15 protein-coding genes and 2 pseudogenes are annotated in these 22,834 nt (G+C 74.2%); 7 read left to right on the top strand and 10 right to left on the bottom strand.

Annotated elements, in window-relative coordinates:
• Together ABTY56_RS29600 and ABTY56_RS29595 are read left to right on the top strand one after the other, a co-directional pair.
• Nucleotides 1-461: pseudogene (locus ABTY56_RS29600) on the top strand (MFS transporter); the annotation flags it as partial.
• Between the two features lie 173 nt (nucleotides 462-634).
• A complete protein-coding gene (locus ABTY56_RS29595; RefSeq protein ID WP_350632400.1) occupies nucleotides 635-1,948 on the top strand; it encodes a serine/threonine kinase C-terminal domain-containing protein in 1,314 nt (437 codons plus the stop codon).
• 11 nt (nucleotides 1,949-1,959) lie between these two features.
• On the opposite strand, the gene ABTY56_RS29590 is transcribed toward ABTY56_RS29595, so the two are convergent.
• The 6 genes from ABTY56_RS29590 to ABTY56_RS29565 all read right to left on the bottom strand — a co-directional run bounded on the left by ABTY56_RS29590 (nucleotide 1,960) and on the right by ABTY56_RS29565 (nucleotide 13,204).
• Complete coding sequence (locus tag ABTY56_RS29590; protein WP_350632398.1) at nucleotides 1,960-3,423, bottom strand: hypothetical protein; 1,464 nt, start codon at nucleotides 3,421-3,423, stop codon at nucleotides 1,960-1,962.
• Nucleotides 3,424-3,426: 3 nt separating this feature from the next.
• Complete coding sequence (locus ABTY56_RS29585) at nucleotides 3,427-7,011, bottom strand: AAA family ATPase (protein WP_350632396.1); 3,585 nt, start codon at nucleotides 7,009-7,011, stop codon at nucleotides 3,427-3,429.
• A 57-nt stretch (nucleotides 7,012-7,068) separates the two neighbouring features.
• Entirely contained in the window at nucleotides 7,069-7,989 is a 921-nt protein-coding gene (locus ABTY56_RS29580; protein ID WP_350632394.1) for a hypothetical protein, read from the bottom strand.
• A gap of 224 nt (nucleotides 7,990-8,213) precedes the next feature.
• The gene (locus tag ABTY56_RS29575) at nucleotides 8,214-9,296 is read right to left on the bottom strand and encodes a WD40 repeat domain-containing protein (protein ID WP_350632392.1); all 1,083 of its coding nucleotides are present in this window, start codon (nucleotides 9,294-9,296) and stop codon (nucleotides 8,214-8,216) included.
• A 251-nt stretch (nucleotides 9,297-9,547) separates the two neighbouring features.
• The gene (locus ABTY56_RS29570) at nucleotides 9,548-10,333 is read right to left on the bottom strand and encodes a hypothetical protein (RefSeq protein ID WP_350632390.1); all 786 of its coding nucleotides are present in this window, start codon (nucleotides 10,331-10,333) and stop codon (nucleotides 9,548-9,550) included.
• A gap of 198 nt (nucleotides 10,334-10,531) precedes the next feature.
• Entirely contained in the window at nucleotides 10,532-13,204 is a 2,673-nt protein-coding gene (locus ABTY56_RS29565; protein ID WP_350632388.1) for an SdrD B-like domain-containing protein, read from the bottom strand.
• Nucleotides 13,205-13,698: 494 nt separating this feature from the next.
• Here ABTY56_RS29565 and ABTY56_RS29560 point away from each other — a divergent pair, with 494 nt between their 5' ends.
• Nucleotides 13,699-14,721 carry an NAD-dependent epimerase/dehydratase family protein gene (locus ABTY56_RS29560; protein WP_350632386.1) on the top strand — a complete coding sequence of 341 codons (1,023 nt, stop codon included), beginning with the start codon at nucleotides 13,699-13,701 and terminating at the stop codon, nucleotides 14,719-14,721.
• Here ABTY56_RS29560 and ABTY56_RS29555 read toward each other — a convergent pair.
• Nucleotides 14,699-15,736 (bottom strand): aldo/keto reductase, encoded by a 1,038-nt coding sequence (locus ABTY56_RS29555; protein WP_350632406.1) that lies wholly within the window; start codon nucleotides 15,734-15,736, stop codon nucleotides 14,699-14,701. The genes ABTY56_RS29560 and ABTY56_RS29555 overlap by 23 nt on opposite strands.
• Before the next feature lie 120 nt (nucleotides 15,737-15,856).
• Between ABTY56_RS29555 and ABTY56_RS29550 the strand changes: the two genes are divergently transcribed.
• The gene (locus ABTY56_RS29550; RefSeq protein ID WP_350632384.1) at nucleotides 15,857-16,549 is read left to right on the top strand and encodes a TetR/AcrR family transcriptional regulator; all 693 of its coding nucleotides are present in this window, start codon (nucleotides 15,857-15,859) and stop codon (nucleotides 16,547-16,549) included.
• 98 nt (nucleotides 16,550-16,647) lie between these two features.
• Here the strand turns inward: ABTY56_RS29550 and ABTY56_RS29545 are convergent, their stop codons facing one another.
• Entirely contained in the window at nucleotides 16,648-17,256 is a 609-nt protein-coding gene (locus ABTY56_RS29545; RefSeq protein ID WP_350632382.1) for an SUKH-4 family immunity protein, read from the bottom strand.
• A gap of 658 nt (nucleotides 17,257-17,914) precedes the next feature.
• Nucleotides 17,915-18,466: pseudogene (locus ABTY56_RS29540) on the bottom strand (TerD family protein); the annotation flags it as partial.
• 237 nt (nucleotides 18,467-18,703) lie between these two features.
• Here ABTY56_RS29540 and ABTY56_RS29535 point away from each other — a divergent pair.
• Nucleotides 18,704-19,963, top strand: coding sequence for a pyroglutamyl-peptidase I (locus ABTY56_RS29535; protein WP_350632380.1), 1,260 nt, complete (start codon nucleotides 18,704-18,706; stop codon nucleotides 19,961-19,963).
• A 159-nt stretch (nucleotides 19,964-20,122) separates the two neighbouring features.
• Here ABTY56_RS29535 and ABTY56_RS29530 read toward each other — a convergent pair whose 3' ends face one another.
• Entirely contained in the window at nucleotides 20,123-20,623 is a 501-nt protein-coding gene (locus tag ABTY56_RS29530; protein ID WP_350632378.1) for an inorganic diphosphatase, read from the bottom strand.
• Nucleotides 20,624-20,795: 172 nt separating this feature from the next.
• Here ABTY56_RS29530 and ABTY56_RS29525 point away from each other — a divergent pair, with 172 nt between their 5' ends.
• Nucleotides 20,796-21,665 (top strand): hypothetical protein, encoded by an 870-nt coding sequence (locus tag ABTY56_RS29525; RefSeq protein WP_350632376.1) that lies wholly within the window; start codon nucleotides 20,796-20,798, stop codon nucleotides 21,663-21,665.
• An 81-nt stretch (nucleotides 21,666-21,746) separates the two neighbouring features.
• Nucleotides 21,747-22,823 carry a restriction endonuclease gene (locus ABTY56_RS29520; RefSeq protein WP_350632374.1) on the top strand — a complete coding sequence of 359 codons (1,077 nt, stop codon included), beginning with the start codon at nucleotides 21,747-21,749 and terminating at the stop codon, nucleotides 22,821-22,823.
• Nucleotides 22,824-22,834 lie beyond the last annotated feature (11 nt).

Genomic DNA, 22,834 nt, shown 5'->3' with positions numbered 1-22,834 from the left:
AGTACTCGGTCTGCAAGATCGTCCGCGGTGTGGACCTCGACACCGTCCGGACCATCGTCTCCGGCGCCGACACCCGGGTGGACCTCGCCGGCGCCTGGGCGCTGATGGAGGTCGCCCAGCACACCAAGGCCATCGGCCGCGCCGACCTCGAGCTCATCGCCGCCCGCAAACGGATCCCGCCCGAAGTCCTGGAGCCCGTCTTCGACCGGATGGCCACCGAGGGCTACCTCGTGCGCGACGGCGACGCCCTCGTGAACACCGAGCGCGGCATCCGCGAGGTCCGGGCCCTCGCCCACGCCTGGTCCGACTGGCTCAACGCCCGCCTCGACGCCGACGCCGGCCGCCCGCGCAGCCCGCAACTGCGCACCGCCGCCGACGCCATCGCCTGGCGCCTCCTCGTCGAGGACCTCACCAACGGCCTGCCGGTGCAAGCCCGTTCGAAGGACGGCGCACGAGTCTAGGCGCCGCCGCGAGGGTCCGGCATCCTGGCGGGGCGGCCACGCCGGACAGCGGGGGGCGATCATGCGGCATCGCCACCCCCTCGCGGTCGGCACCCCGACCGGCGCCCGATGGCCCCGGATGAGCCCTGGCGGGAGACTGACCGTGGGGGCCGAGGCACGGTTGGAGCGGAGCGATGGCCGATGGGCGGACCCTCGCCGAGGTGATCGCCACTGACGGCCCGCTGCCGCCGCGCGAGGCCGCCCGGATCGGCGCCCAGGTCCTGGCCGCACTGGTCGTGGGGCACCGGTCCGGGCTGGTGCACGGCGCCGTCGAACCGGACCGGGTGGTGCTGGAGCAGGGACGGGCGGGGCTCACGGCATTCGCGGACCGCCCGCACGACGGCTCCCCCGCGTACCAGGCGCCCGAGCGGGCCGCAGGCCGTCCGCCCGGCCCCGAGGCGGACCTGTGGTCGCTGAGCGCCACGCTGTACGCGGCCGTGGAGGGCCGGCCGCCGGAGGCGGGGCAGCCGCCCGAGCCGCGTCGCGCCGGTGCGCTCGCACCGGTCATCACGTCGCTGCTGCGCGCCGATCCGGCGCAGCGGCCGGGTGCGGAGTGGACCGGGCACATGCTGGACCGGGTGGCCGCGGGCTTCACCGTCGGCCCGGCGACGGCCGAGGCAGTGCCGGGCCGGGAGCCAGCCGTACCGGCGCTCGCCCCATCGCCGGGTGAGCGGCCTCCGGCGGCGCGGCGGCCCGGGGTGGTGATCACGGCGGTGCTGCTCGCGCTGGCGCTGATCGGCGGGCTGGTCTTCCTGCTGGTCGGCCGCGGCACGCAGCACCACACGACCGTCACGGCCCCGGTCACCCCGCCGTCGGCCACCGCGCCGTCGACACCCGAGACCCCCACGGCCCCACCGTCGACCCCCGAAACGCCGACACCCCAGACGCCAACACCAACGCCGACACCCCAGACGCCAACACCGACGCCGACACCCCAAACGCCGACACCCCAGACACCGACACCCCAGACACCGACACCCCAGACGCCGTCGACCGCTGCACCGCAGACCCCCGGGCCCACGGTGCCCCCCGGCTACGTCCGGACAACCGACCCGGCGGGCTTCAGCTTCGCCGCCCCCACCGGCTGGACACGGACCGACAACGGCTTGGGCGGCGGCGACTACTCGCCGGACAGCGGCGGCCACGTGCTGCGGTTCGCCCTTGTCCCCAACCCCTCCCGACAGACCCCCGTCGACGGCTTCCGCGAGATCGAACAGTCACTGGCCCAGCAGGGCGGCTACACCCGGATCGACCTGCGCACCAACACCTACCAGGGCAACCCGGGCGCCTACTGGGAGTTCACCTTCGGCTCGGCCCACGTGGGCGCGCAGTCATTCCTCGCCCCGAACGGCACCGAGTACACCGTCTACCTCTCCACCCCGGACTCCGACTGGACCTCCTACCGGCCTGTCCTCGCCACCGCGCTGAGCACCTTCACCATCCCGTAGCGGCCGGGCCCCTACGACCCGATCTCCTCGATCCGCCGGCCGTCCACCCAGGCCGACCAGCCGTTGGAGCAGACGATGTGCGCCCAGTCCCCGGCCCGTTCGAGCACCTGCAGCTCGACTCGCCCGTCGATCCTGGTGACGGCCGTGAGGGCCGGGTCAGGTGCGGTCCAGGCGGACATGCCGCCGGGCGGGACCCGGTGGGTGGGGCGGAAGGCGGGCTCGGTGGGCGGTACCGGCGCCGCGGGCGCGCGGCTGAGCGGTTCGGTCACCGGCTCCGGCTCCGGCTCCGGCTCCGGCTCCGGCTCCGGCCAGTAGAAGTCCTCGGGCAGCGACAGCCCGGGAATCGGCCGCAGGAAGTCGCCGGCCAGGTCGGTCGCCTCCACGACGCCGAGCGCCCGGAGCCCGAAGCGGACGTCCGACCAGTCCTGCCCGGCCCGGGTGAGGCCTTGGCTGACGAGAGTCCAGACGGTCGGCTCGGTCACGACGAACAGGACCATGTCCTCCTGCGCGACGGCACGGCCCGCCTCGTAGCCGACCACCTGGACGTCGTGCAGGGCGAGCAGGCTGATCCAGGTGAACAGGGTGCCCGCGAAGGTGGCCAGCGTGAGTCCGAGTTCGTAGGCCTGCGGATTGCCGGTCCCGGCCGGTTCGAGGTCCCCGGCGGCCGCGTACCGGCGCAGCTCCCGTTCGGCGACGGCGGCGGTGACCGGCGGCAGGAGCGTGCCGGTCCGCCCGCCGGGGTGCAGCTGGGCCGCGAACAGTTCCGCGACGCAGTGGCTGATCCAGCGCCGGTCGGCCACCCGAAGGGCGTCCTGTTGGGCCTCCAGGACGTCCGTCAGGGAGACGGTGACCGGCGTGGGCCGCTGCCGTCGCCCGGCGAAGGACCGGAAGAAGGCGGTCTTGTACGCGTCGACCAGCACCAGCAGGAAGGCCAGCTCCTCGGCCGTCAGCTCCTCCATCGCCGACGGCAACGGGATCGGCTGCCCGTTGGAGAACTGCACCTGGAGCTGCACCCACCAGGCGAGGTCCTGGGGAGCGAACGGGGCCATCAGCTCGTACTCTCCGGCCGGCCCGGGCCGCAGGCCGACGAAGACGGCCTCGGCCTGGTGCGAGGCGTACAGCCGGCACTGGGTGGGCGCGCTGTCGAACAGGGCGCTGCGGGCGTCCACCACCCGGTCCGGGACGGCGAGCGGGAGCAGCGCGGCCCGTACCGTGACGGTGGACAGCCCGGTGAACTCCCGGAGCAGTTCGCCGGGTTCGCGGACGGACTCGGGGGTGTCGGAGCCCGCCTCGTCGGCACCGGCGGCGGCCAGGTCGGGCAGCGGCGACAGGACGCCCGGCTCGGGCAGGTCCACGTGGCGTGCCAGCGGACCGAATTCGGCCCGGCGCAGGCGGATGGTGCGGGCCAGGCCGCCCGGCGAGGAGAGGTCCGGGGTCTCGGTCTCGGTCCTGGTGAGGGCCGCTTCGGTGTCCATGGCTCACCTTTCCTTCCGCGGTTCGCTCCCGGGGTCCGGGCCGGAGGCGATGCCCGTGGCCACCGTCCCGGCCTGCCCGCCGACCGCCTGCGCGGCGACGCCGCCGACCTCGCTCAGGCCGGGCCCGGGCAGGGCGCGGAACGCGGGCTGCAGATCGCCGTGGCTCTGGACGAAGGCCGCCAGGTTCGAATCGACCTGCTGGGCGAGGCCGTTGATCGAGGTGCCAAAGTTCTGTTTGGACAACAGCTCCATCTGCGACGGGGTGTACATGCCCTTGCCGCAGTCGGTGAGGAACCTCTTCATGTCCAGGACCCGCTGGTAGGCGGCGGGGTCCGCGCCCTTGTAGTAGTACATCATCGGTTCGAGCTTGGTGGAGATGTCCTTGGCCACGCCCCGGGCGGTCTCCTGCAGCGCGCTGCCCGGGCTCAGCTCGTGCGGATTCATATAGGTCTTGTAGGTGGTCACGGACCCGGTCTGCGCGGCCCACTTGGGATCGGGCGGGTAGCCGAGGGCGTCGTTCTTGAGCACCGGCAGGTCCTGGTAAGCCTCCGGGTGCTTGCTCTGGGTCACCGACTGCAGCGCCTTGCCCGCGTCCTGGCCGCCGGTCGCATCGTGGTACGCCTTGTTGTACGCCTGCTGGAACGCGTCGTTGGCCTTGGACGGGCTCACCGGGGCGCCGTTGAGCGTCAGTTGATCGGCGGTCCTGATCTCCTGGAGCTTCTTGTACAGGTCCTCGGCGCGTTGCGAGGTGGGCGGGGCCTTCTCCAGCTGTGCAAGCGTCTCGCGGTAGGCCTTCTGGGTGAGGGCCAGGTCGCGGTCCATCCCGACGGTGCCCAGGCTCTTGGCGTTGCGCAGGTCCTCCAGGTCGTCGACGGTCAGCGGTCGTCCGCCCCTCTTCCAGCCCTGCGCGTTGAGTTCGGCGACCTGCTGCTCCCGCGACGTCGTCAGCACCGGTTCGAGGACCCCGGCGTACTCACCCTGGATCTCCTTGGGCACGGTCTTCAGCGTGGCCTTGCCCTGGTACTGGGAGTTGATCTCGATGGCCTTCTGCTTCAACGCCTGCTGGGCCGCGGCGATCTCGTCCGCGCTCGCCTTCTGCGCCCGCAGGGCGCGCAGGTCGCTCGCCATCTGCTGGAACTCGTCCGCTGCCTTGCGCCCGGCGGCCTGTTCGGCGCTGAAGGCGGCGTCGGTGGCGGCCGTGGCCGTCGGGACCAGGCCGGGCGGCGGCTGGGCGGGTGGCGCCGGGCCCTTCAGCTTGTTCAGCACGGAGGTCTCGGAGGCCACCTCGGCCGCCGCCGGACCGATGCTGCTCAGGAGCCCGTGCAGCCCCACCGCGTTGCCGAGGTCCTGGACGAAGGCGAGCGCGATCGTGCCCCGACCGGCCTGCGGGGCCGGGCTGTTGGGGTCGATCACCTGGCCGATGGTGGCCTGGTAGGCGGCCTGAAGGGTGTTGATCGGCAGCACCGCGTTGGCCGCGCCGAGCAGGGCCTTGCCGATCCCGCCCTCCTCGTAGCCGACGGCGAGGCCCTGGACGGCGTTGCGGCCGACCATGAACGCCCCGAGCTGGGCAGCCCCGGCGGCGGTCAGCGGCACCGCGAACGGGGCCAGCAGGATCTCGGCGGCGATGGCGACGTGCTGCACCCGGGTGGCGCCGGCCTCGTGCTCCTCGGCCGCGATCGACTCCAGCTGGGCCGCGGCCGCCTCCCGCTCGGACTGGCCCTGCGCCTGGTTGAACACGGCGGTGGTCAGCTGCCGCAGCGAGCCTTCGGTGTCGGTGCCCGGGGCGCCGCTCTCGATCCGCTGCAGCACCCGGTTGGCCGTCTCGAACTGCCCGGGCGGGAGGCGGTCGACGAGGTTGCTCAGGTAGTTCTCGCGGGCCTCGATGCCGTCCAGCCGGTGCAGGTAGTCGGTGTAGTCCCGCTCGGCCTGGCTGCCCCGCTCCACGTTGGCGACGAGCTGGTCCATGCCCCTGTTGCGGAACTTCTCCCGCTCCTCGTTCCCGGTGGTGTCGGCGGAGCTGATCTTCCCCTCCAGGGTCTTGATCGTCTCCAGCTGGTCGGCAGTGAGGCCTTGAGCCGGGTCGATGCCCTGTTTGAGGGTCTGCAGCTGTTGCCAGTAGGTGGGGTCGTTCATATTGGCGGCGTCGAGGGCGCCCAGCCGGTCCCGGATCGCCTGGGCGGGGTCGGGTGCGGGCGGCGCTGGCGTGGGTGCGGGTGCCGGCGGGGCGGGGGGCTGATCGGGCACAGGCTGGATGTCCCCGGCGGGCCCTTCGTCGAGTGGCTCGGGGCCGGGCGGCAGGGCGGCCAGCGACGACAGGGCAGCCGCCGACGGCTGGGGCTCCTCCGCCGGGAGCGGCGGGAGCGCTCCGGCGTCCACCGGGAGCGTCGCCCGCGAGCTGGGCAGGGTCAGCGCCGGGTCCGCCATGCCCTGGGTGTGACGCCAGGTGAGGTACTGGTTGAACTCGGCGTCGGTGGGCTGTCCGGTGAAGCCGGGGTGGGTGGCGCGCCACCGCTGGAAGGCCGGGTCGTCCAGCAGCCCCTGGATCCAGTTGTTGATCGCCGCCCGGTCGCCGGGCGGCATGCCCGGCTGCGGCTGCCAGGGCGGGCCGCCGTCCTCGTCCTGTCCTCCGGTGTCCGGTCCGCCCGCCAGGGTGCCGGCGAGGTGGCCGAGGAAGGAGCCCAGGATCCCGCCCGCGCCGGCCGCGACCGCCCCGGCCGCGGAGTACCGCAGCACCGTGCTGCTGCCGGTGCAGCTCAGCCAGGCCTTGCCCGCGCATTCGAGCGATCCGCCGTCGTCGGCGTGGGCGGGGAGGGCGTCGGTGAACCCGTGCAGCGCGAGCGCGGTCCCGACGAGCAGCAGGACGCAGGCGGTGGCGGGCGGACGGGTGCCGGTGCGGCCGATCAGGACGGCGGCCAGCGCGAGGGCGCCCGCCAGCACGTACTTGACCACGCTGTCGGTGACGAGCGAGGCGACGATCAGCGACACGGCCGAGCCGAGCATGCCCACCGTCATACCGGTGACCCCGGTGACGCGGTGCCGACGGGTCGGGGCGACCTGCTTGACCACCGCCGACCAGATCCGGCGCAGGAACGTCGACACGATGCTCCCCAGCACGGTCGGCGCGCCCGCGAGCACCCCGATGGCGAGCACCGCCCCGGCCGCGGGCGAGATGACCTGCGCGGCCAGCAGGGCGACCGCGGCGCCCCACAGCAGGTGGACGGCGGCCGCCCGGTCCCCCCGGACCAGCGCGCCGAGCGTGCGCGGCAGCCCGCGCAGGTCGGCGAGGAAGCGCGTGGTGCCGACGGCGTGCCAGTAGCCGAACACGCCGAACAGCACCGTGGTGAGCAGGCCCCAGAACAGCGCGCCCTGGAAGAAGTTGCCGTGGCTGGTGGCCGGCGCCCCGTGCGGCACCTTGCGCCAGCCGCCGTAGCGGACGGCGATCAGGAACACGTTCGTCGCGTAGCCGATCACGCCGCCGACCACCGCGCCGGTCACAGCGGTCCAGACGTTCTCGCGCAGCCACCGGGGCACCTGCCGGGCGACCTCGCCGAGGGTGGGAACGGTCTGCGGAGCCGTGGCCGTGGTCATCTCAGCGCTCCGTCGGTCATCTCGACGCTCCCGGTCATCTCGACGCTCCCGGTCATCTCAGTGCTCCGTCCGGTCCACGATGACGAACCCGCCCGCGTACGGCTGGGCGGAGGTGCGCACCCGCAGCACGGCGTTGCCCGCGGAGGCGAAGCAGGCCGTGGTCGTGCGCCCGGGCTCCAGCCGCGGCGAGCCGACGGCGGCGGGCAGGGTGTACGGCACCCGGTCGCCGTTGTGCAGGGCCACGCAGCCGTTCGCGGGCACCCGCAGGTACTGCGGGTGGAACCGTCCGTCCAGCACCACGGCGCTGGGGCCGGGCGCCACCAGCTCACCGGCCCGGACGGCGGCGGGTGTGCTGAATGGCCGCTGCCAGACCACCAGCGCCAGGAGGACTGCCAGCAGCGCGTACGCAGTGGTGTGCGACCCCACCTCGCGCAGCCGGCGGACGGTGCGATCCGGATCTGCGGCCAGCAGGCCCAGCGGCGCCCCGTACGCCAGGTGCCCGGCGTAGGCGATGGCGATCAGCCCCGGCCCGCGCAGCGCGTAGACGCCCGCAACGGGCGAGGCCACCGCCAGGGTCTCGATCATCAGGCCCCAGACGAGGGCCCACTGCCAGCGGCGGCCGGAGGCGAGGACGGCGTAGGCGATCCCGAAGCCGATGCCGTTGGCGAAGTGGAACACCCAGCCGAGCAGCGCGGTGCGCGGGTCGGAGGAGTCCGCGTCCAGGGCCAGCACGCCGTAGGTGTCGATCGGCGCGAACAGCCGGACCCCGGCCAGCGCGAACGGCACCCGGAACAGGTCGTAGCCGAGGGTGCCGAGCAGGCCGCCGACGGTCCCGACCACCAGCGCGTGGTGCAGGCTGCGTCGGCGTGGGCGGCGGGCGGTCGCCGCGCCGGCGGCGGCGAGCAGGGCCAGGCTCGGCACGGTGAGCGACCAGAACCAGACGGCGAACGGCGCCAGCCCGTACGACCAGGCCAGCACGGGGGTGACGGGGAGCAGGCCGAGAAGCGCGCAGAAGGCCCCGACACCTCGCCCACCGGGGACACCTCGCCCACCGGGCCCGGGAGCGGCCCGGACCGCTGGGCTTCCCATGGTCGAGATGTGCTGCTCTCCTCGTGCCCGCTCGGCCATGTCAGGATCCGATCCGACCTTCTCTCCTGCCACGATTCCACCGGCGGGTGACCTGGGGCAACCGGTTCGGGAGACTACGCTCCGAGGTCCCAGAGCCGGATCGTGCGGTCCGCGCCTGCCGAGACGGCGCGCCGGCCGTCCGGGGTGAAGGCCACACCGTTGACGTTTCCGGTGTGGCCCTCGTACCGGGCCAGCTCCCGGCCGTCCGCCGGGTCGACCAGCCGCACCCGGTTGTCGGCGCCGAGGGTGGCGAGCAGCTCGGCGTCGTAGTAGTCGGTACCGCTGCCGGTCAGCAGCCGCCGCCCGTCGGGGGACACCGCCAGGCACAGCAGGTTGCCCGCGCCGACCTCGAAGTCGCCCGTCTCCGCACCCGAGACCGGGTCCCACACGTGCAGTCGGCAGTCCATGGTGGTGGCCACGGCGAGGCCGCCCCGGGCGGCGAACCCGACGGCGGTGACCCCGAACAGCCGCTCGCCGAACCGGCGCAGCTCCGTGCCGCGCTCCAGGTCCCACAGCCGCACCTGGTCGGCGCCGAAGTCGTACTGCGCGGCGCCGGACAGCACCCACGTGCGGTCCGGGGAGAACGCGACGGCGGAGACGTCCGCGGTGTGCCCCGCGAAGCGCCGCAGCTCCTGCCCGGTCGCCGGGTCCCAGCAGCGCACGGTGTGGTCCCCGCAGCCGGTCGCCACCAACCGGCCCTCCGGGGAGAACACCGCGGCCAGGCAACCCTGCTCCTGCCCCTGGAGGCGGCGCAGCTCCGTCCCGGTGCCGGTGTCCCAGACGACCGCCGACCCCCAGACGCCACCCGACACGGCGAGCCGCCCGTCCGGCGAGAGGGCGGCGCACTGCACCCCGTCCTCGTGCGCGCCCCAGCGCCGCAGCTCCGCCCCGGCCGCGAGGTCCCACAGCCGCAGCGTGTGGTCCTCACTGCCGGACAGGACCCGGCTTCCGTCGGCTGAGATGGCGACGCAGGTCACCGCCGCGGTGTGGCCGGTCAGCACGGACGGCCCGGCCGGCGGGCCCGGCGGGGGCCCCGGCGGCGGTCCCGGCGGCGGTCCCGGCGGCGGTCCCGGCGGCGGGCCCGGCGGCGGTCCCGGCGGGGGCCCCGGCGGCGGGCCCGGCGGCGGTCCCGAGGGAGGGGTCGCGGTACCTGGCATGTCAGCGCTCCAACCCAGAGGAGGTGGCCCGCCCGCGACCACTGTCGACGCTACGCCTCCCCCGGCCCGGGCTTCCACCCCGACGACGTCTGCCCCCGGCTACCGGCGGGTGGTGTCGAGTTCGAGGTCGAAGGGCGCCGGCAGGTGGACGCGTGGCCACCGGATCGGCCCGGACGGTTCCTGGCTGCTCGGACTCCGCTCCATGACCGGGTCGCGTCGTCTTCCGTCCGTCATCCGATCACCGGGCGTCGTCAGCCGGCCAGCCAGGGGGCCTCGGGGAGCTTGGCGGTGGCGTCGTGGCCGGAGAAGTCCGCCGTGGTCGGCGTGCCCAGGCCCGCCATCCGCATCGTCACCCGCCGCAGGGCGCCGTCACCGTCGACCCAGTACGTCAGTGGCGACCGCCCGCCGTCGGGGGCGGAGCCCTGGGCGCGCGGCCCGGCGATGCGGTCGTAGCCGCGGCCGTCGATCCGGTCGCGGCCCAGCCAGCGTGCCCCGGACTGGGCGAGCAGCAGCGGATTGTCGGGGCGGTCCGCGCCGAGCTGGACCACCAGGCTGAGCCCGGCGTCCAGGGGGTCCGCGGTGTAGGCGCGCGGCGACCAGCCCTGTCGCGGCACGTGCTCGGCCTGCTGCCACGCCGGGCCGTCGACGCCGACCGGCTCGGGGGCCAGGCCGAGGCCGCCGGTGTCCCAGATGATCAGCCCGTGGTCGAGCGGGCCGCTCGACCCGGTGGTCCGGTAGCGGCCCACTCCCCGGTGGGTGCGGTAGTCCACGACGCCCTCGACCCGGACGGTGACGCCCCCGCCCTCGGCCGCTGTCAGCGTCACCCCGACCGGGGCGGCCTGGTAGAGGTTCAGCCGGGACAGGGCCAGCCGGGAGGCCTCGTCGGTGGTCACCGGCCGCTCGTCGGCCTCGTCGGAGACCGTCCGGTAGACGACCAGACCGCCCGCCGCGGTGCCGCACACCGCGATCGCGGCCAGCGTCAGGAGCCAGCGGCCCCGCCGCGGCCTGCGGGTGTCGTTCCTCGTCTTCCGGGCCATGCGGGTGCCTTCTCTCGTGGATCGGACTGCGGGATCGGTGCGCGGGGTCGGTCTGCGGTCGGTGCGCGGTCGGTCGTGGTGTTCCGTCGTGGGCCGGTCACGACAGTCGGGCGGGTTCGGGGACCAGTGGTCCGCGAACCCGCCCGATCCGGCACCGGCACCGGGGCGCCGGTGCCGGTCTGCCCGGCCGGGGCCGTGCTAGCCCTGCCGGAGCGCCCTGCGCCTACGGACCAGCAGCACCAGCGCCGCACCGAGGGCGATCAGCACCGTCGCACCCGCCACGGCGAACGGGATCGCCGCACCCGCACCGGTGTCGGGCAGGTGCCCGGGTCCGGGGGCCGGCGGGGCCGGGGGTGCCGGGACCGGGGTCGACGTCGTCGTCGGCGGGTTCGGCGTTCCGGTCGGTGTCGGCGTCGGGGTCGGGGTGGGCGTCGGGGTCGGGATCAGCCGGTTGACGGCCGTCACCTCGACCCCGTCGTCGAGGTTCCCGGTGTTGAGCACCAGCGGCCCGAACACCGTGGCCTCCGGCGCCGAGTAGCCCGTCGGCGGGCTCACCTCCTGCCAGTAGTACGTGCCCACGACGCCCTTGCCCTGGCAGAGCCCGTCGGCCCCGGTGGTGCACGGTTCGCCCACCTTGGTGTCGGGCTTGTCGCCGGTCGGCTGCAGCCCGTCCGTGCCGTTCGTCTCGTGCCACAGCTGGAACGTGGCGCCCGCCAGCGGCTTGCCGTCCTGGTCGTGCTTGACCAGGCGCAGCGCGCCCTCCTGCTGGCGGAAGCCGAAGTCGTAGGTGTGGTCGTTCTGGCCCGGTCCGCCGGTGGTCAGCGCCCGTTCCGGGTACTTCCCGCCCGACGGGACGATGCCCTTGGAGTCGATGAAGTGGTTGTCACCGACGTCGTGTTCGGTGGGCACCCACTGGAACAGCGGGCCGTCCTTGGCGTAGTCGGCCGGGTTGTCCAGCTTGATCGTGTACTTGGTCCTCGGCTTGAGGCCGCCCTCGACGTTGCTGTCGTCGAAGTAGTACTCGCCGCGCGCCGTCGTCTTCGTCGTACCGACGAGCTTCCCCGACTCGTCGTACAGGTGGACGGTGGCACCCGGCACCGGGCGCTGGCCCGGCAGTTGGAGGCCGCTGCGCTCGGGGTCGTACCAGACCCGGTTGCCGATCTGCAGCGGCGCCTGGTCGCAGAGCACTTCGAGGTCGCCCATCGCGGCGCCCTTGCCGAACGGTGGGAGCGGCCCGACCGGGTTGAGGCGCAGGCCGCCGTCGGCCTTGCCGTCGCGCTTCTCGAAGGCGGCGCCGTAGCCGAAGGCCATGCCGTTGGTGTCGTAGCCCGAGGTCGCGATGGAGTTCTCGACCTTCGAGAACGCCATTCCGGCGTTCAGGGCGTTGTTGTGGCCGATGCGGTTGTTGTCGAAGAACCGGGTGCCCCGGGTCGTGGCCCCGCAGCCGTTGTCGGTGTCCAGCACGTAGGCGCCGTTCACCGGGCAGGCCTTGTTCAGGTCGCCGCCGGGCAGGACGTTGGCCACCGTGCCGGCCGTCGGTCCGGCTGCCGACTGGTCGCCGAAGCGGTCCCGGAAGACGATCACCATCGAGCCGTCGGTCTCGAACGCGATCTCGGCCAACGCCGGTTCGGGGTTGGCCATGTAGCCGGTGCAGGTCTGGCCGTTCTGCGTGGCCGGGAAGGTGTCCTGCCAGGGGAACCAGGCCGCGCCGGGGCACGGCCCGCCGACGGTGCTGCCGCGCGGGTAGTCGAGCGGCTGGTTCAGGACGGCCGACCGGAACGCGCCGGTGGCCGGGTCGAAGGGCAGCACCACGGCCCGCAGGTCCGCGGCCTTGCCGGTCGACTCGCCCGAGCAGACGCCGCCGAGGTAGCCGGTGCCGTCCTGCAGGCCGAGGCCGTACGGACGCCAGTCCCCGGCCGCCGGGCAGCCCGGGTCGGGGATCGGGTACGCGGCCTCGGGCTCCGCCGCCGTCGGCGCGGTGGCGTCGTAGCGGTAGAGCTTGCGGTCGTGGAGGTTGACGACGAAGAGGTCCTTGCCGTCCTCGCTGATCCTGATGCCGCCGAGGCTCTCCTTGCCCACCGCGGGCAGGAAGGCGTCGTCGTTGCCCGGGCCGTGCGGCGTCGTGCCGGCGTCCGGGACGGTGGCGAAGAGGGTGGTCTTCTTCGTCGCCGGGTCGGTCGCGTAGATCGCGCCGGGGCCGCCGGGGCCGTACGACGTGGTGCGCTTGGCCGAGGCCGCGGAGAAGATCCGCTTGTCGGCCCGGTTCCACGTGATGCCGTAGAGGTTGCCGGTCTGGTCGGCGGTGGCCAGGTCGGTCACGGTCGCGTCGGTGCCGGCCACACCCCGGGCGCTGTACGGGAAGGAGACCAGCGTGCGCGCCGATCCGCCCTCCCGGGGCGCCGGCTGACAGGTCGACACCAGCGGTGCGTTCTTCTGGCAGTAGTCACCCGGGTTCCACAACCCCGTGGTGTACTCGACCTTCTTGCCGCCGCCGAGGTCGACGAACTCCTCGTTGCTGCTGAGCTGGTTCGGTGCGCCGGTCAGACCCTGACGCGACGCGAAGGCCGGGAACAGCACCCCCGGCTTCGGATTCACCACCTGGATCCGGTACTTGCCGCCGGTCGCCTTGCTGCCGGCCGGTGCCAGTGTCACCGTGCCGTCGGCCGCCGTGGTGCCCTCGATGCCGACACCCGCGTCGTCCGTGAGCGTCACCTTCACGCCCGCGATCCCGGGTTCCAGCACGGGGGTCCACACCCCGGTGGTGTCCACGGCCCGGATCACCCGGACCGTCACCGTGCCGTCGCCCGTCTGCGGAAACGCCGACGGGGCCACGGCCAACGAGCAGGCGCCGATCGCGACGGCGACCGCCACCGCGCCGCCTGCGGTGCGCCGGTCGGGCCGAGCCGGTCGCCACCGGTCCGGGCCGCGCGCGGCGCCGACTGTTCGTTCACTTGTCGTCGTCATCCCTGCTCTCATCGTCACGTTGGGCATGTGTCCAGTGAGGGCCTGCCGCCCGATCTCGCACGGGAGTTCGCGAGTGGCGGAAAGCCGCCATTGTTAACGGGAGCTTAAAGCGGCCGCAGAGAAGTTCGCAGGAAAACAAGGAACGTTGACGGAGCGTCAGACGTTTCGACGGCGGTCGCACCAACGCGCCATCCACCCGACATCAGGCCGCTGACCTGCACGGGGGCGCAGCCCGGGGGGCCCGTCGCGGCCTCAGCGGCATTGCATGAACCTGTCGACAGTCGAACACAGTTCCTGCCGAACCTGCACACACCGTGACCCAAATCGCCCGCCCCACCGACAACTTCCGTACCACCCCGTGCACCCCGAGCGGCCGAAACCAGTTCTGGCACGATGGCCCGATGCGCATACTGATCATGGGCGGCACCAGGTTCGTCGGCCTCCACCTCGCCGAGGCCGCCCTCGCCGCCGGGCACGACGTCACGGTGCTGCACCGGGGCAGGTCCGGCGCCCACCGGCTCCCCCGCGCCACCCACCTGGTCGCCGACCGCGACGCCGACCTGTCCGTGCTGCGCGGCCGCAGCTGGGACGCCACCGTCGACGTCAGCGCCTACTACCCCCGCCAGATCCGGGACCTGGCCGCCGCGCTCGACCCCGGCGCCGCCGGGCGCTTCCTCCTGGTCTCGTCCATGGCGGTCTACGACACCCCGGCCGCCCCGGGCTTCGCCGAGGACTCCCCGCTGCGACCCGCCGACGGCCCGGAGCCCGACACGGTCACCGGCGAGACCTACGGCGTCCTCAAGGTCCAGTGCGAGCGCGCGGCCCGGCAGGCCTTCGGCCCGCGGACGCTGCTGGTGCGCCCGACGTACGTGATCGGCCCCGAGGACTACACCCACCGCTTCGACTACTGGGTGCAGCGCCTCGCCCGCGGCGGCGAGGTCCTGGCCCCGGGCCGGCCCGACGCCCCGATCCAGGTCGTCGACGCCCGCGACCTCGCCGCCTGGATGCTCACCCTGTTGGAGCGGAACGCCTCCGGCGCCCACCACGCCGCCACTCCCCCACCGTTCACCTTCGGCGGCCTCCTCGACGCCGTCGCCTCGGCGGTCGCCCCGGCCGGCACCACCGTCACCTGGGTGGCCGAGGAGTTCCTGCGCGCGGCCGGCGTCGCGGACCGCGCGCTCCCGTTGTGGCCCACGAGCCCCGAGCTCCGGGCCACCAACACCGCCGACCCGGCCGCCGCCCTCGCCACCGGTCTCACCCTGCGCCCGGTGGCCGACACGGCCAGGGACATCCCGCCCTTCGAACCCCTGCCGGAGACCCTGACGCCCGATCAGGAGGCCGACCTCCTCACCGCCTGGCACCGCCGCCAGCGCGGGCGCCGACCCGCCCCGCCCCGCACCCTCAGCCCGCGAGGGGTGGGTTGAGGCGGGCGAAGGCGGCCTGGCGGCGGTAGGGGAAGTACGGGTACGGGGCGGTGCGGGCGCTCGCGGCGTCGAGGCGGGCGACCTGCTCGTCCGTCAGCGACCAGCCGACGGCGCCGAGGTTCTGGCGCAGCTGCTCCTCGTTGCGGGCGCCGATGATGACCGAGGAGACGGTCGGGCGCCGCAGCAGCCAGTTGATCGCGATCTGCGGGACGGTGCGGCCGGTCTCGGCGGCGATCTCGTCGAGGGCGTCGACCACCCGGTGGAGCAGCTCGTCCTCGACCGGCGGGCCGTAGTCGGCGGTGTCGTGCAGGCGGCTGCCGGCCGGGAGGGGCTGTCCGCGGCGGATCCGGCCGGTCAGGCGGCCCCAGCCGAGCGGGCTCCAGACCAGGGCGCCGACACCCTCCTCCCGGGCGAGCGGCATCAGCTCCCATTCGTAGTCGCGGCCGACGAGGGAGTAGTAGACCTGGTGGGCGGCGTAGCGGGGGCGGCCGTGGCGGTCGGCGAGGGCGAGGGACTTCATCAGCTGCCAGCCGGAGAAGTTGGAGACGCCGGTGTAGCGGACCTTGCCGGCCCGGACCAGGTCCTCCAGGGTGGCGAGCACCTCCTCGATCGGGGTGGCCGCGTCGTAGGCGTGGAGTTGGAAGAGGTCGAGGTAGTCGGTGCCGAGGCGGCGCAGCGCGTCGTCCACGGAGCGGATGAGGCGGGCGCGGGAGGTGCCGGCCTCCTGCGGGCCGTCGCCGGTGGGCAGGCCGGCCTTGGTGGAGACGAGGACCCGGTCGCGGCGGCCGCGGATCGCCTGGCCGAGCACTTCCTCGGAGGCGCCGTCGGAGTAGACGTCGGCGGTGTCGAAGAGGGTGACCCCGGCGTCGATGGCGATGTCGAGCAGGCGGCGGGCCTCGTCGACGTCGGTGGTGCCCCAGGCGCCGAACAGCGGCCCGCTGCCGCCGAAGGTGCCGGTGCCGAGGCTGAGCGCGGGGACCTTGAGTCCCGATGCGCCGAGTCGGCGGTATTCCATGTCGGTGGTGGCGATGCCCATGGCTGTTCTCCCCTCGAAGCCCCTAATGGGACTCCCGTGCCGTTAGGATGTCTTGAACCTAGCAGACTCCCCTCGACTAATGGAACAGGAATCCCGTTAATGGCTGCCAGCTCCGTCGACCCCGCCGAACCCGCCGAAGCCGTCGGCCCTGCCGGCCCCGCCTCGGCAGCCGACCCCACCGAGCCCTCGACGCCCGGTACCGTCCGCCCCGGCGGCCGGACCGCCCGGGTGCGTACCGCCGTCCTGCGGGCCGTCGAGGACGCCCTGGTCGAGCACGGCTTCAGCGGTCTCGACCTCGGCGACATCGCCCAACGGGCCGAGGTCGGCCGCACGACGGTCTACCGCCGCTGGGGCAGCACCACCGCGCTCGTCGCCGACCTGCTGGCGGACATGGCGGAGCAGTCGCTGCCGCGCACGCACACCGGCTCCCTCGCCGAGGACCTGCGGGCCAACGCCCGGCTCGTCCGGCGCACCCTGGCCGACCCCCGGCAGGGCGCACTGTTCCGCGCGGTCATCGTGGCGGCGCACTGCGACGCGGACGCCGCCGAGGCGCTGCGGCACTTCTACCGGCGCCGGGTGGAGGAGTGGGCGCCGTGCGTCACCGAGGCCGTCGAGCGCGGCGAACTCCCGGCGGACACCGACGCGTCGGAGGTCGTCCGGGCCGTGTCGGCACCGCTCTACTACCGGATGCTGACCACCGCCGAACCGCTGGACGAGGCGGCCGCCGACCGGGCCGCGGCCGCCGCCGAGGCCGCCGCGCGCGCCGGGGCGTACCGCCGCCAGGGCCCCTGAGAACGCGAACGGCCGCACAACGCCTGCGCGTTGTGCGGCCGCCGGGTGTGGAGGAAGGCCGCCGGGTGTGGAGGAGGGCGGACGGGTGGCGGCGAGGGTCAGTCCTCGTCCAGGTCCTCGTACTCCTCCCGCAGGTTCACCGCCACCTGGCACCAGAGGTCCGACTCGTCCGGCCCCTGGCCCAGCTGCGCGACCAGGGCCTCGAATTCGTCCAGTGCGGCGTTCGCGTCGTCGCCGACGATCCGCTCCTCGAAGCCGGCCAGCAGCGCCAGGGCGCCGATCACCGCGGGCAGCGAGTCGGCCGCCCAGCCGCCGTAGCCGCGCGCGTGGTCCCAGCCGTCCGCGTCGTAGATCCGCACGGTGCCGGATCCGGCGTCGACCATCAGGTGCCACTGGTCGAACGTCCCGACGCAGTACCCCCAGTTGCTGGGCGGGGTGTCGTCGTCCGGCGTGCGGTTGCCGAACAGGTCGTCCAGGTCCGCCTCCCACATCCCGCTCTTGGGCAGGTCCGTCGCGTCGAAGCCGACGAAGTCGAGCCCGACGGCCGGCAGGCCGACCTCGGTCAGGAACGCCCGGGCGGTGGGCGACTCCAGGCGCTCGGGCAGCACCTCGGGCCGCCACAGCGTGCCGGGGCCGAAGCAGGACTCCAGCCAGGCCGCGGTGGGGTTGCGGGCGGCGTCGAGCAGCTCGGCTTCGGACGTGGTCATCGGTGCATCTCCCCCGGTCAGAACGGTGTGGCGACGCCCATTCAAACGCACGGCACGGACAGCACGGGCCGCCGGGGTCACCCCCGACGGCCCTTCAGGAGCTGCGGCCCTGCCGCCCGGCGGCCTGTCTGACGGTTTAGAAGAAGCCGTCGTCCTCGTAGTAGTTGTTGACGACCACCTCGGGACCGTCGTCGTCGAAGGCCTCGTTGAGCAGCGCGCCGCCGACCAGGCCCGCCGCGCCCGCGCCGATCAGCGCGCCGGTGCCGAAGCGCCGGCCGCCGCCCTGCGCCGGCTGGCCGGGCGCCTGCGGGTACCCCTGCTGCGGGTACCCCTGCTGGTGGACGGGCTGCTGCTGGACGGGCTGCGGGTACCCCTGCGGCGGGGTGTAGAACGGCGGGACGGTGGTCTGCACCCGCTGGGCGCAGGCGGCGCAGGTCTCGATCTGGCGGGGCACGCCCCACTGCGGCGACCACAGCACCGCCGTGGTGCCGGCGCCGTGCGAGGGGTCGAAGAAACACGTCACGGGGGAACTCCCTGGTGCTGGCTGGGTCTGCGGTACGACGGGCGGGGCGGCGGGCATCGCCGGCGGGGCGGCCGGCGCGGCGGGCTTCACGGGAGCCGGGGCCGGAGCGGGCGGGGCCTCGGGAGCGGGTTGCAGGACGTCCACGCCGAAGTCCGTCGCGATGCCCGCGAGCCCTGCGGCGTACCCCTGCCCGACCGCCCGGAACTTCCAGTCGGCGCCGTGCCGGTACAGCTCGCCGAACACCATCGCGGTCTCGCTGCCCGCCTCGGGCGCCACGTCGTAGCGGGCCACCTCGGCGCCGCCGTCCGGGTCGGTGATGCGGACGTACGCGCCGCGGACCTGCCCGAAGTTCTGGCGCCGCTGCGCCGCGTCGTAGATCGCCACCGCGAAGACGATCTTCTCCACGTCGGCGGAGACCTCCGCGAGCCGGACCTCGATCTGCTCCCGGTCGGCCCCGCCGCCGGAGCCGCCCTGGTGGCGGACCGAACCGTCCGGGCTCCGCAGGTTGTTGAAGAAGACGAAGTTCCGGTCCGAGCCGACCTTCCCGTCCGCTCCGCACAGCAACGCGCTGGCGTCCAGGTCGTACCCGGCCGCGGCCGTCCAGCCGAGGCCGACCCGGACCACCCGCAGCCCGGGTGCCTGCTTGCCCAGGGAGACGTTGCCGCCCTTCGTCAGGGCCACACTCATGGGACTTCCTCCACGACCGTACGAGTACCGCTGTTCGACTACGACAACGCTGTAGAAGTCGAGCCGGTTCCCGCTCCCGCCGTCAGGATCGCGTCAGGCCCGGAGCTGCCCCCAACCGCCCCGACTCGGCACCGGACGGGCGGTTCCGGCAGGCCACAGGCCCTGCCTCCGGGCCGGCCCACGGGATCGCGGTGGCGCCCTGGCGGGTCGTCAGGTCTGGACCTATTGTCAGGTGACATGACATTACTTCGCCGTACGGCCGGCCTGGCCGCCGCCCTCACCGGAACGCTCGCCGCCCTGCTGGCCCCGGCCGCCGCCGAGGCCGACCCGGGCGCCTGCCGCACCGCCACGACGGTGTCGCTCGACGCCGAGCAGGCCCGCCTCCAGGACGCTCGCACGGCCGCCTTCACCGAGCGGTCCGGCCTGGGCGACCTGCTCCGGGGCTTCCCGGCGGCCCTGTGCTCCGCCCGGACCGCCCACCGCGCCGAGCGAGTGGTGGACGCCTGGGGCCGGGCGCTCTGGCAGGCCGGCGTGGACCGCGCCCAGGGCCGCCGGCCCGGCGGCGAACTGCCCGCCCACGACGACCGCCCGCTGTACTGGACCAGGCTCGCCATGACCGTCCGACTCGCGCAGTGGCAGCCCGGGTTCGCCGTCGACCGGGCCGGGCTGCGGGCCCGCTTCGAGGACTCCTCGCGCGGCCTGGCGGACGGCTTCGGTGCCGCCCACGGCCTCCGGCGGATCTTCGTCAGCGGCTTCGACCCGTACGGCCTGGACACCGAACCGCGCCGCGCCAACCCCTCCGGCTCGGCCGTCCTGCAGCTGAACGGGCGGCGGATCACCCTCGCCGACGGCAGCACCGCCGAGGTGCGGGCGGTCGTCCTGCCGGTCCGCTACGGCGACTTCGACGAGGGGATCGTGGAACGCGCCTTCGGCCCGCACCTGGTGCCCGGCCCGCAGTCCGCCGACCTGATCACCAGCATCAGCCAGGGCTACCCCGGAAAGTTCACCCTGGAGGCCTGGGCCGGGCGCGCCCGCTCCGCCGACCCGGCCACCGACAACGTCGGCGCGCTCTCCGGCGGCACCGTCCGGCACCCCGTCGACGCCCCGGGGCTGGCCGCCGGGCCCCAGTTCATCCGCACCACCCTGCCCACCGACGCGATGACGGCCGTGCAGCAGCCCTACCCGGTCCTGCTCAACACTCCCGTCACCGAGATCCCCGCGGGCGCCACCGACCCCGTCGTCCGCACCGACGGCCCCACCCCCGGCTCCCGCGCGGTCGCCGGCGGAGGCGGTGGCTACCTCTCCAACGAGGTCGCCTACCGCTCCAACCGCCTGCGCCTCGACCTCGCCCCCGGCCTGCCCGGCGGCCACCTCCACACCCCGGTCCTCACCGGCCTCCCCGCCGACCGGGACCTGCTCACCGCACCGGAGTTCGAGCAGAACGAAGCCGCGATCGCCGACCAGGTCCGCGCGATCCTCAGCAGCGCCCGGCTCTGAGCAACGCCCGGCCCTGAGCACCCGGCTCAGAGCACCCACCGGGGCGGGCCGACACCGACCCCCGACGGCCCGCCCCGCGTGCTCCCCGCCCCGTACGCTCCCGTTCCGCGCGCCCTTACCCCGCGTGCCCCCCGCCCCACGCGCCCCCGTTCCGCTCCGTCACGCCGGGTCGGCGAAGCACGTCCCCACGGCCCGGAGGCGCGACGCGACGATCTCGGCGTGGGCGGCCTCGCGATCCGCCCAGTGCGAGCCCTCGACGGACTTGCCGCGCTCCAGGTCCTTGTAGACCTGGAAGAAGTGGGTGATCTCCAGCAGGTCGAACCCGGGCAGGTCGCCGATGTCCTGCAGGGCCGCGTAGCGCGGGTCCCGGGCCGGGACGCAGAGCACCTTCTGGTCGGGGCCGCGCTCGTCGCGCATCACCCACATGCCCACCGCCCGGCAGGTCAGCACGCAGCCGGGGACGGCCGGTTCGCTGCCGAGCACCAGGGCGTCCAACGGTTCGCCGTCGCCGCCCAGGGTGCCCTCGACGTAGCCGTAGTCCGCGGGGTAGCGGGTGGCCGTGAACAGGGTGCGGTCGAGACGGATCCGGCCCGCCGCGAAGTCCATCACGTACTTGTTCCGCGACCCCTGCGGGATCTCGATCATCACCTCGAACTCCACCGCGGCCTCCTCCTGGGCTCCTGGGGGAGAACCCCGGACTCCATGAGAGATTGTCGGCCGTTCGGGCACACTCCGAAACAACCACCTCCGTTCGGCGGAGTCCACCGGGGCGTACCCGGCCATTCGCGTCGCGCTCGGCGGGAGTTGTCGGACGCGCCCTATCATCCGGGCCATGGGCAGCTGGCGCGTCACGGTCACGGACCACCATCACAGGAGCGGCGGCCGGCCGCAGGGACGCCCCGAGGGGCCGCTGGCCCGGCGGGACGGACTGGAGGTGCACGGCCTCGACGGCGAACTCCGCTGCGTCGACGCCACCGGCCGGGTCCGCTGGCGCCGGCCCTGCCAGGGGCGGCCGAACGCCGCACACGTCTCCGCCGGCCGGGTCCTGGTCACCACCGACTCCTTCGACTACACCGCCTGGGGCCACCTCGGGCCCGCCCTCCTGCTGGACCTCGCCGACGGCACCCTCGTCGCCGAACTGCGCGGCGAGCGCGCGGCGGCCCTCGGCGGCGGCCGCTTCGTCCTCGGCCTGGAGGGCTACGACGCCTTCGACACCCGGGCGTACGACCGGGACGGCACCCTGGTCGACTCCTGGCGCAGCTACGGCCACTACGTCGTCGGCAGCGGCCTGCGGGTGGTCGAGACGGACCGCCGCCACCCGACCGGGAGCCGGGTGGTGCGGCTGCTGTCCGGCGGGCGGGTCGAGCGCGGCCCGCTGCTCGCCGACCCGCAGGCCCCCGAGCCGCTGGTCCTGCCCGACGGAACCCTCCTGGTGCTCGACGCGGGGACGCTGCGCGCCGTCGGACGCGACCTCGACGACACCGTCCTCGCCGAGCTGTACCCCCTGGCCCCCGGCCGGCAGCACCGCTTCACCGGGTCGCTGCGCCGCACGGCCGACCGCCTCGACGTGACCCTGGTCGAGCGCCATCCGACCCGCATGGGCTCGTACACCACGCACGCCTGGACCCTCGGACTGCACCCGCCGCACCCGGCCCGAAACCCCGCGCCACCTCCCCAGGTCTCGATTGGGCAGCGGAACTGACGGGGCGACAGTCCTTCGCCCACGATTCCCCTACGGTGACGCCTACCTGCAAGAATCGTCACCTGCAAGAGGGGGCACTCCATGTCCCGGAGCCGGAAACTCCACCGCCTCGGCAACCCCGACGCCGACGAACGCCGCGCCCAGCGCGTGCTGTTCCGCCACCTTCGCGACGACACCAATGCCAACCGCGGCCGGATGGCGAAGCGCGTCCGCGAGCTCCAGCTCCTCATGGCGATGGACCCGGTCGAGTTCGAGCAGCTCGTGGCCCGGCTGATGGAGGCCATGGGCATGAAGGTCGAGCTGACCGCCCGCTCCCGGGACGGCGGGGTGGACGTCCGCGGCATCGACACCGACCCGTTCCGCGGCGGGAACGTGATCGTGCAGGTGAAGCGGTACCGCGACACGGTGCCGCCCTCGGCGGTGCGGGACCTCTACGGGACGCTGCGCGGCGACGAGGCCGCGACGAAGGCCGTCCTCGTCACGACCAGCAGGTTCGGCCCGAGCGCGCACCAGTTCGTCACCGGCAAGGCGGTCACCCTGATCAACGGCGCCGAGCTGGTCGGGCTGCTCAAGCACCACGGCTTCCACGAGGTGTTCGCGGCCGCCCAGGAGGACGCCTCCGCCGAGGCGGCCGGCCTGGACGGGCTGCCCTCGATCGAGGTGGCGGCCGAGCCCGCCCGGCTCCTCCTGCACTGGACCGGCGAGGAGGAGTACGACATCGCCGCCCTGGTCTGCCAGGGGAACGTCGCGGTGTCGGACGACCATCTGGTGTTCTACAACAACGCCTCCACGCCGGACGGTTCGGTGCGGCTGGTGACCGGTTACGAGGACGCGAACGCCTGCCTGATGGTCGACTTCGACGCCCTGCCCGCCGACGTCGACCGGCTCGTGGTCATCGCCGCGGCCGACACCGGGAACCACCCGGGCGCCACCATGGCCGGGTTCGCCGGACCGGCGCTGATCCTGGAGACGGGCACCGGCCAGGACGCCGCCGTGATGCACCTGGCGGACGGTGCGGAGACCAACACCGCCATGCGGCTCGGCCGCTTCGACCGCGACGCCGCCGGCGACTGGGAGTTCACCCCGGCCCTGGCCGGCTACCCGGGCGGGCTGCACCAGGCCGTGGTCGCGTACGGCCTGGAGGTCGACGGCGCGTAGCGGTGCGGGCC

It is taken from the genome of Kitasatospora sp. NPDC097691, from assembly GCF_040302665.1.
Lineage (GTDB): Bacteria > Actinomycetota > Actinomycetes > Streptomycetales > Streptomycetaceae > Kitasatospora.
This window is presented reverse-complemented; position numbering and strand designations above follow the sequence as displayed.

Excerpts from the sequence above, each read along its gene's own strand:
- ABTY56_RS29590 (WP_350632398.1), bottom strand. The coding sequence starts at position 3,423 with ATGGACACCGAAGCGGCCCTCACCAGGACCGAGACCGAGACCCCGGAC.
- ABTY56_RS29555 (WP_350632406.1), bottom strand. The coding sequence starts at position 15,736 with ATGGAATACCGCCGACTCGGCGCATCGGGACTCAAGGTCCCCGCGCTC.
- ABTY56_RS29585 (WP_350632396.1), bottom strand. The coding sequence starts at position 7,011 with ATGACCACGGCCACGGCTCCGCAGACCGTTCCCACCCTCGGCGAGGTC.
- ABTY56_RS29535 (WP_350632380.1), top strand. The coding sequence starts at position 18,704 with ATGACATTACTTCGCCGTACGGCCGGCCTGGCCGCCGCCCTCACCGGA.
- ABTY56_RS29550 (WP_350632384.1), top strand. The coding sequence starts at position 15,857 with ATGGCTGCCAGCTCCGTCGACCCCGCCGAACCCGCCGAAGCCGTCGGC.
- ABTY56_RS29560 (WP_350632386.1), top strand. The coding sequence starts at position 13,699 with ATGCGCATACTGATCATGGGCGGCACCAGGTTCGTCGGCCTCCACCTC.
- ABTY56_RS29575 (WP_350632392.1), bottom strand. The coding sequence starts at position 9,296 with ATGCCAGGTACCGCGACCCCTCCCTCGGGACCGCCGCCGGGCCCGCCG.
- ABTY56_RS29545 (WP_350632382.1), bottom strand. The coding sequence starts at position 17,256 with ATGACCACGTCCGAAGCCGAGCTGCTCGACGCCGCCCGCAACCCCACC.
- ABTY56_RS29570 (WP_350632390.1), bottom strand. The coding sequence starts at position 10,333 with ATGGCCCGGAAGACGAGGAACGACACCCGCAGGCCGCGGCGGGGCCGC.
- ABTY56_RS29595 (WP_350632400.1), top strand. The coding sequence starts at position 635 with ATGGCCGATGGGCGGACCCTCGCCGAGGTGATCGCCACTGACGGCCCG.
- ABTY56_RS29520 (WP_350632374.1), top strand. The coding sequence starts at position 21,747 with ATGTCCCGGAGCCGGAAACTCCACCGCCTCGGCAACCCCGACGCCGAC.
- ABTY56_RS29525 (WP_350632376.1), top strand. The coding sequence starts at position 20,796 with ATGGGCAGCTGGCGCGTCACGGTCACGGACCACCATCACAGGAGCGGC.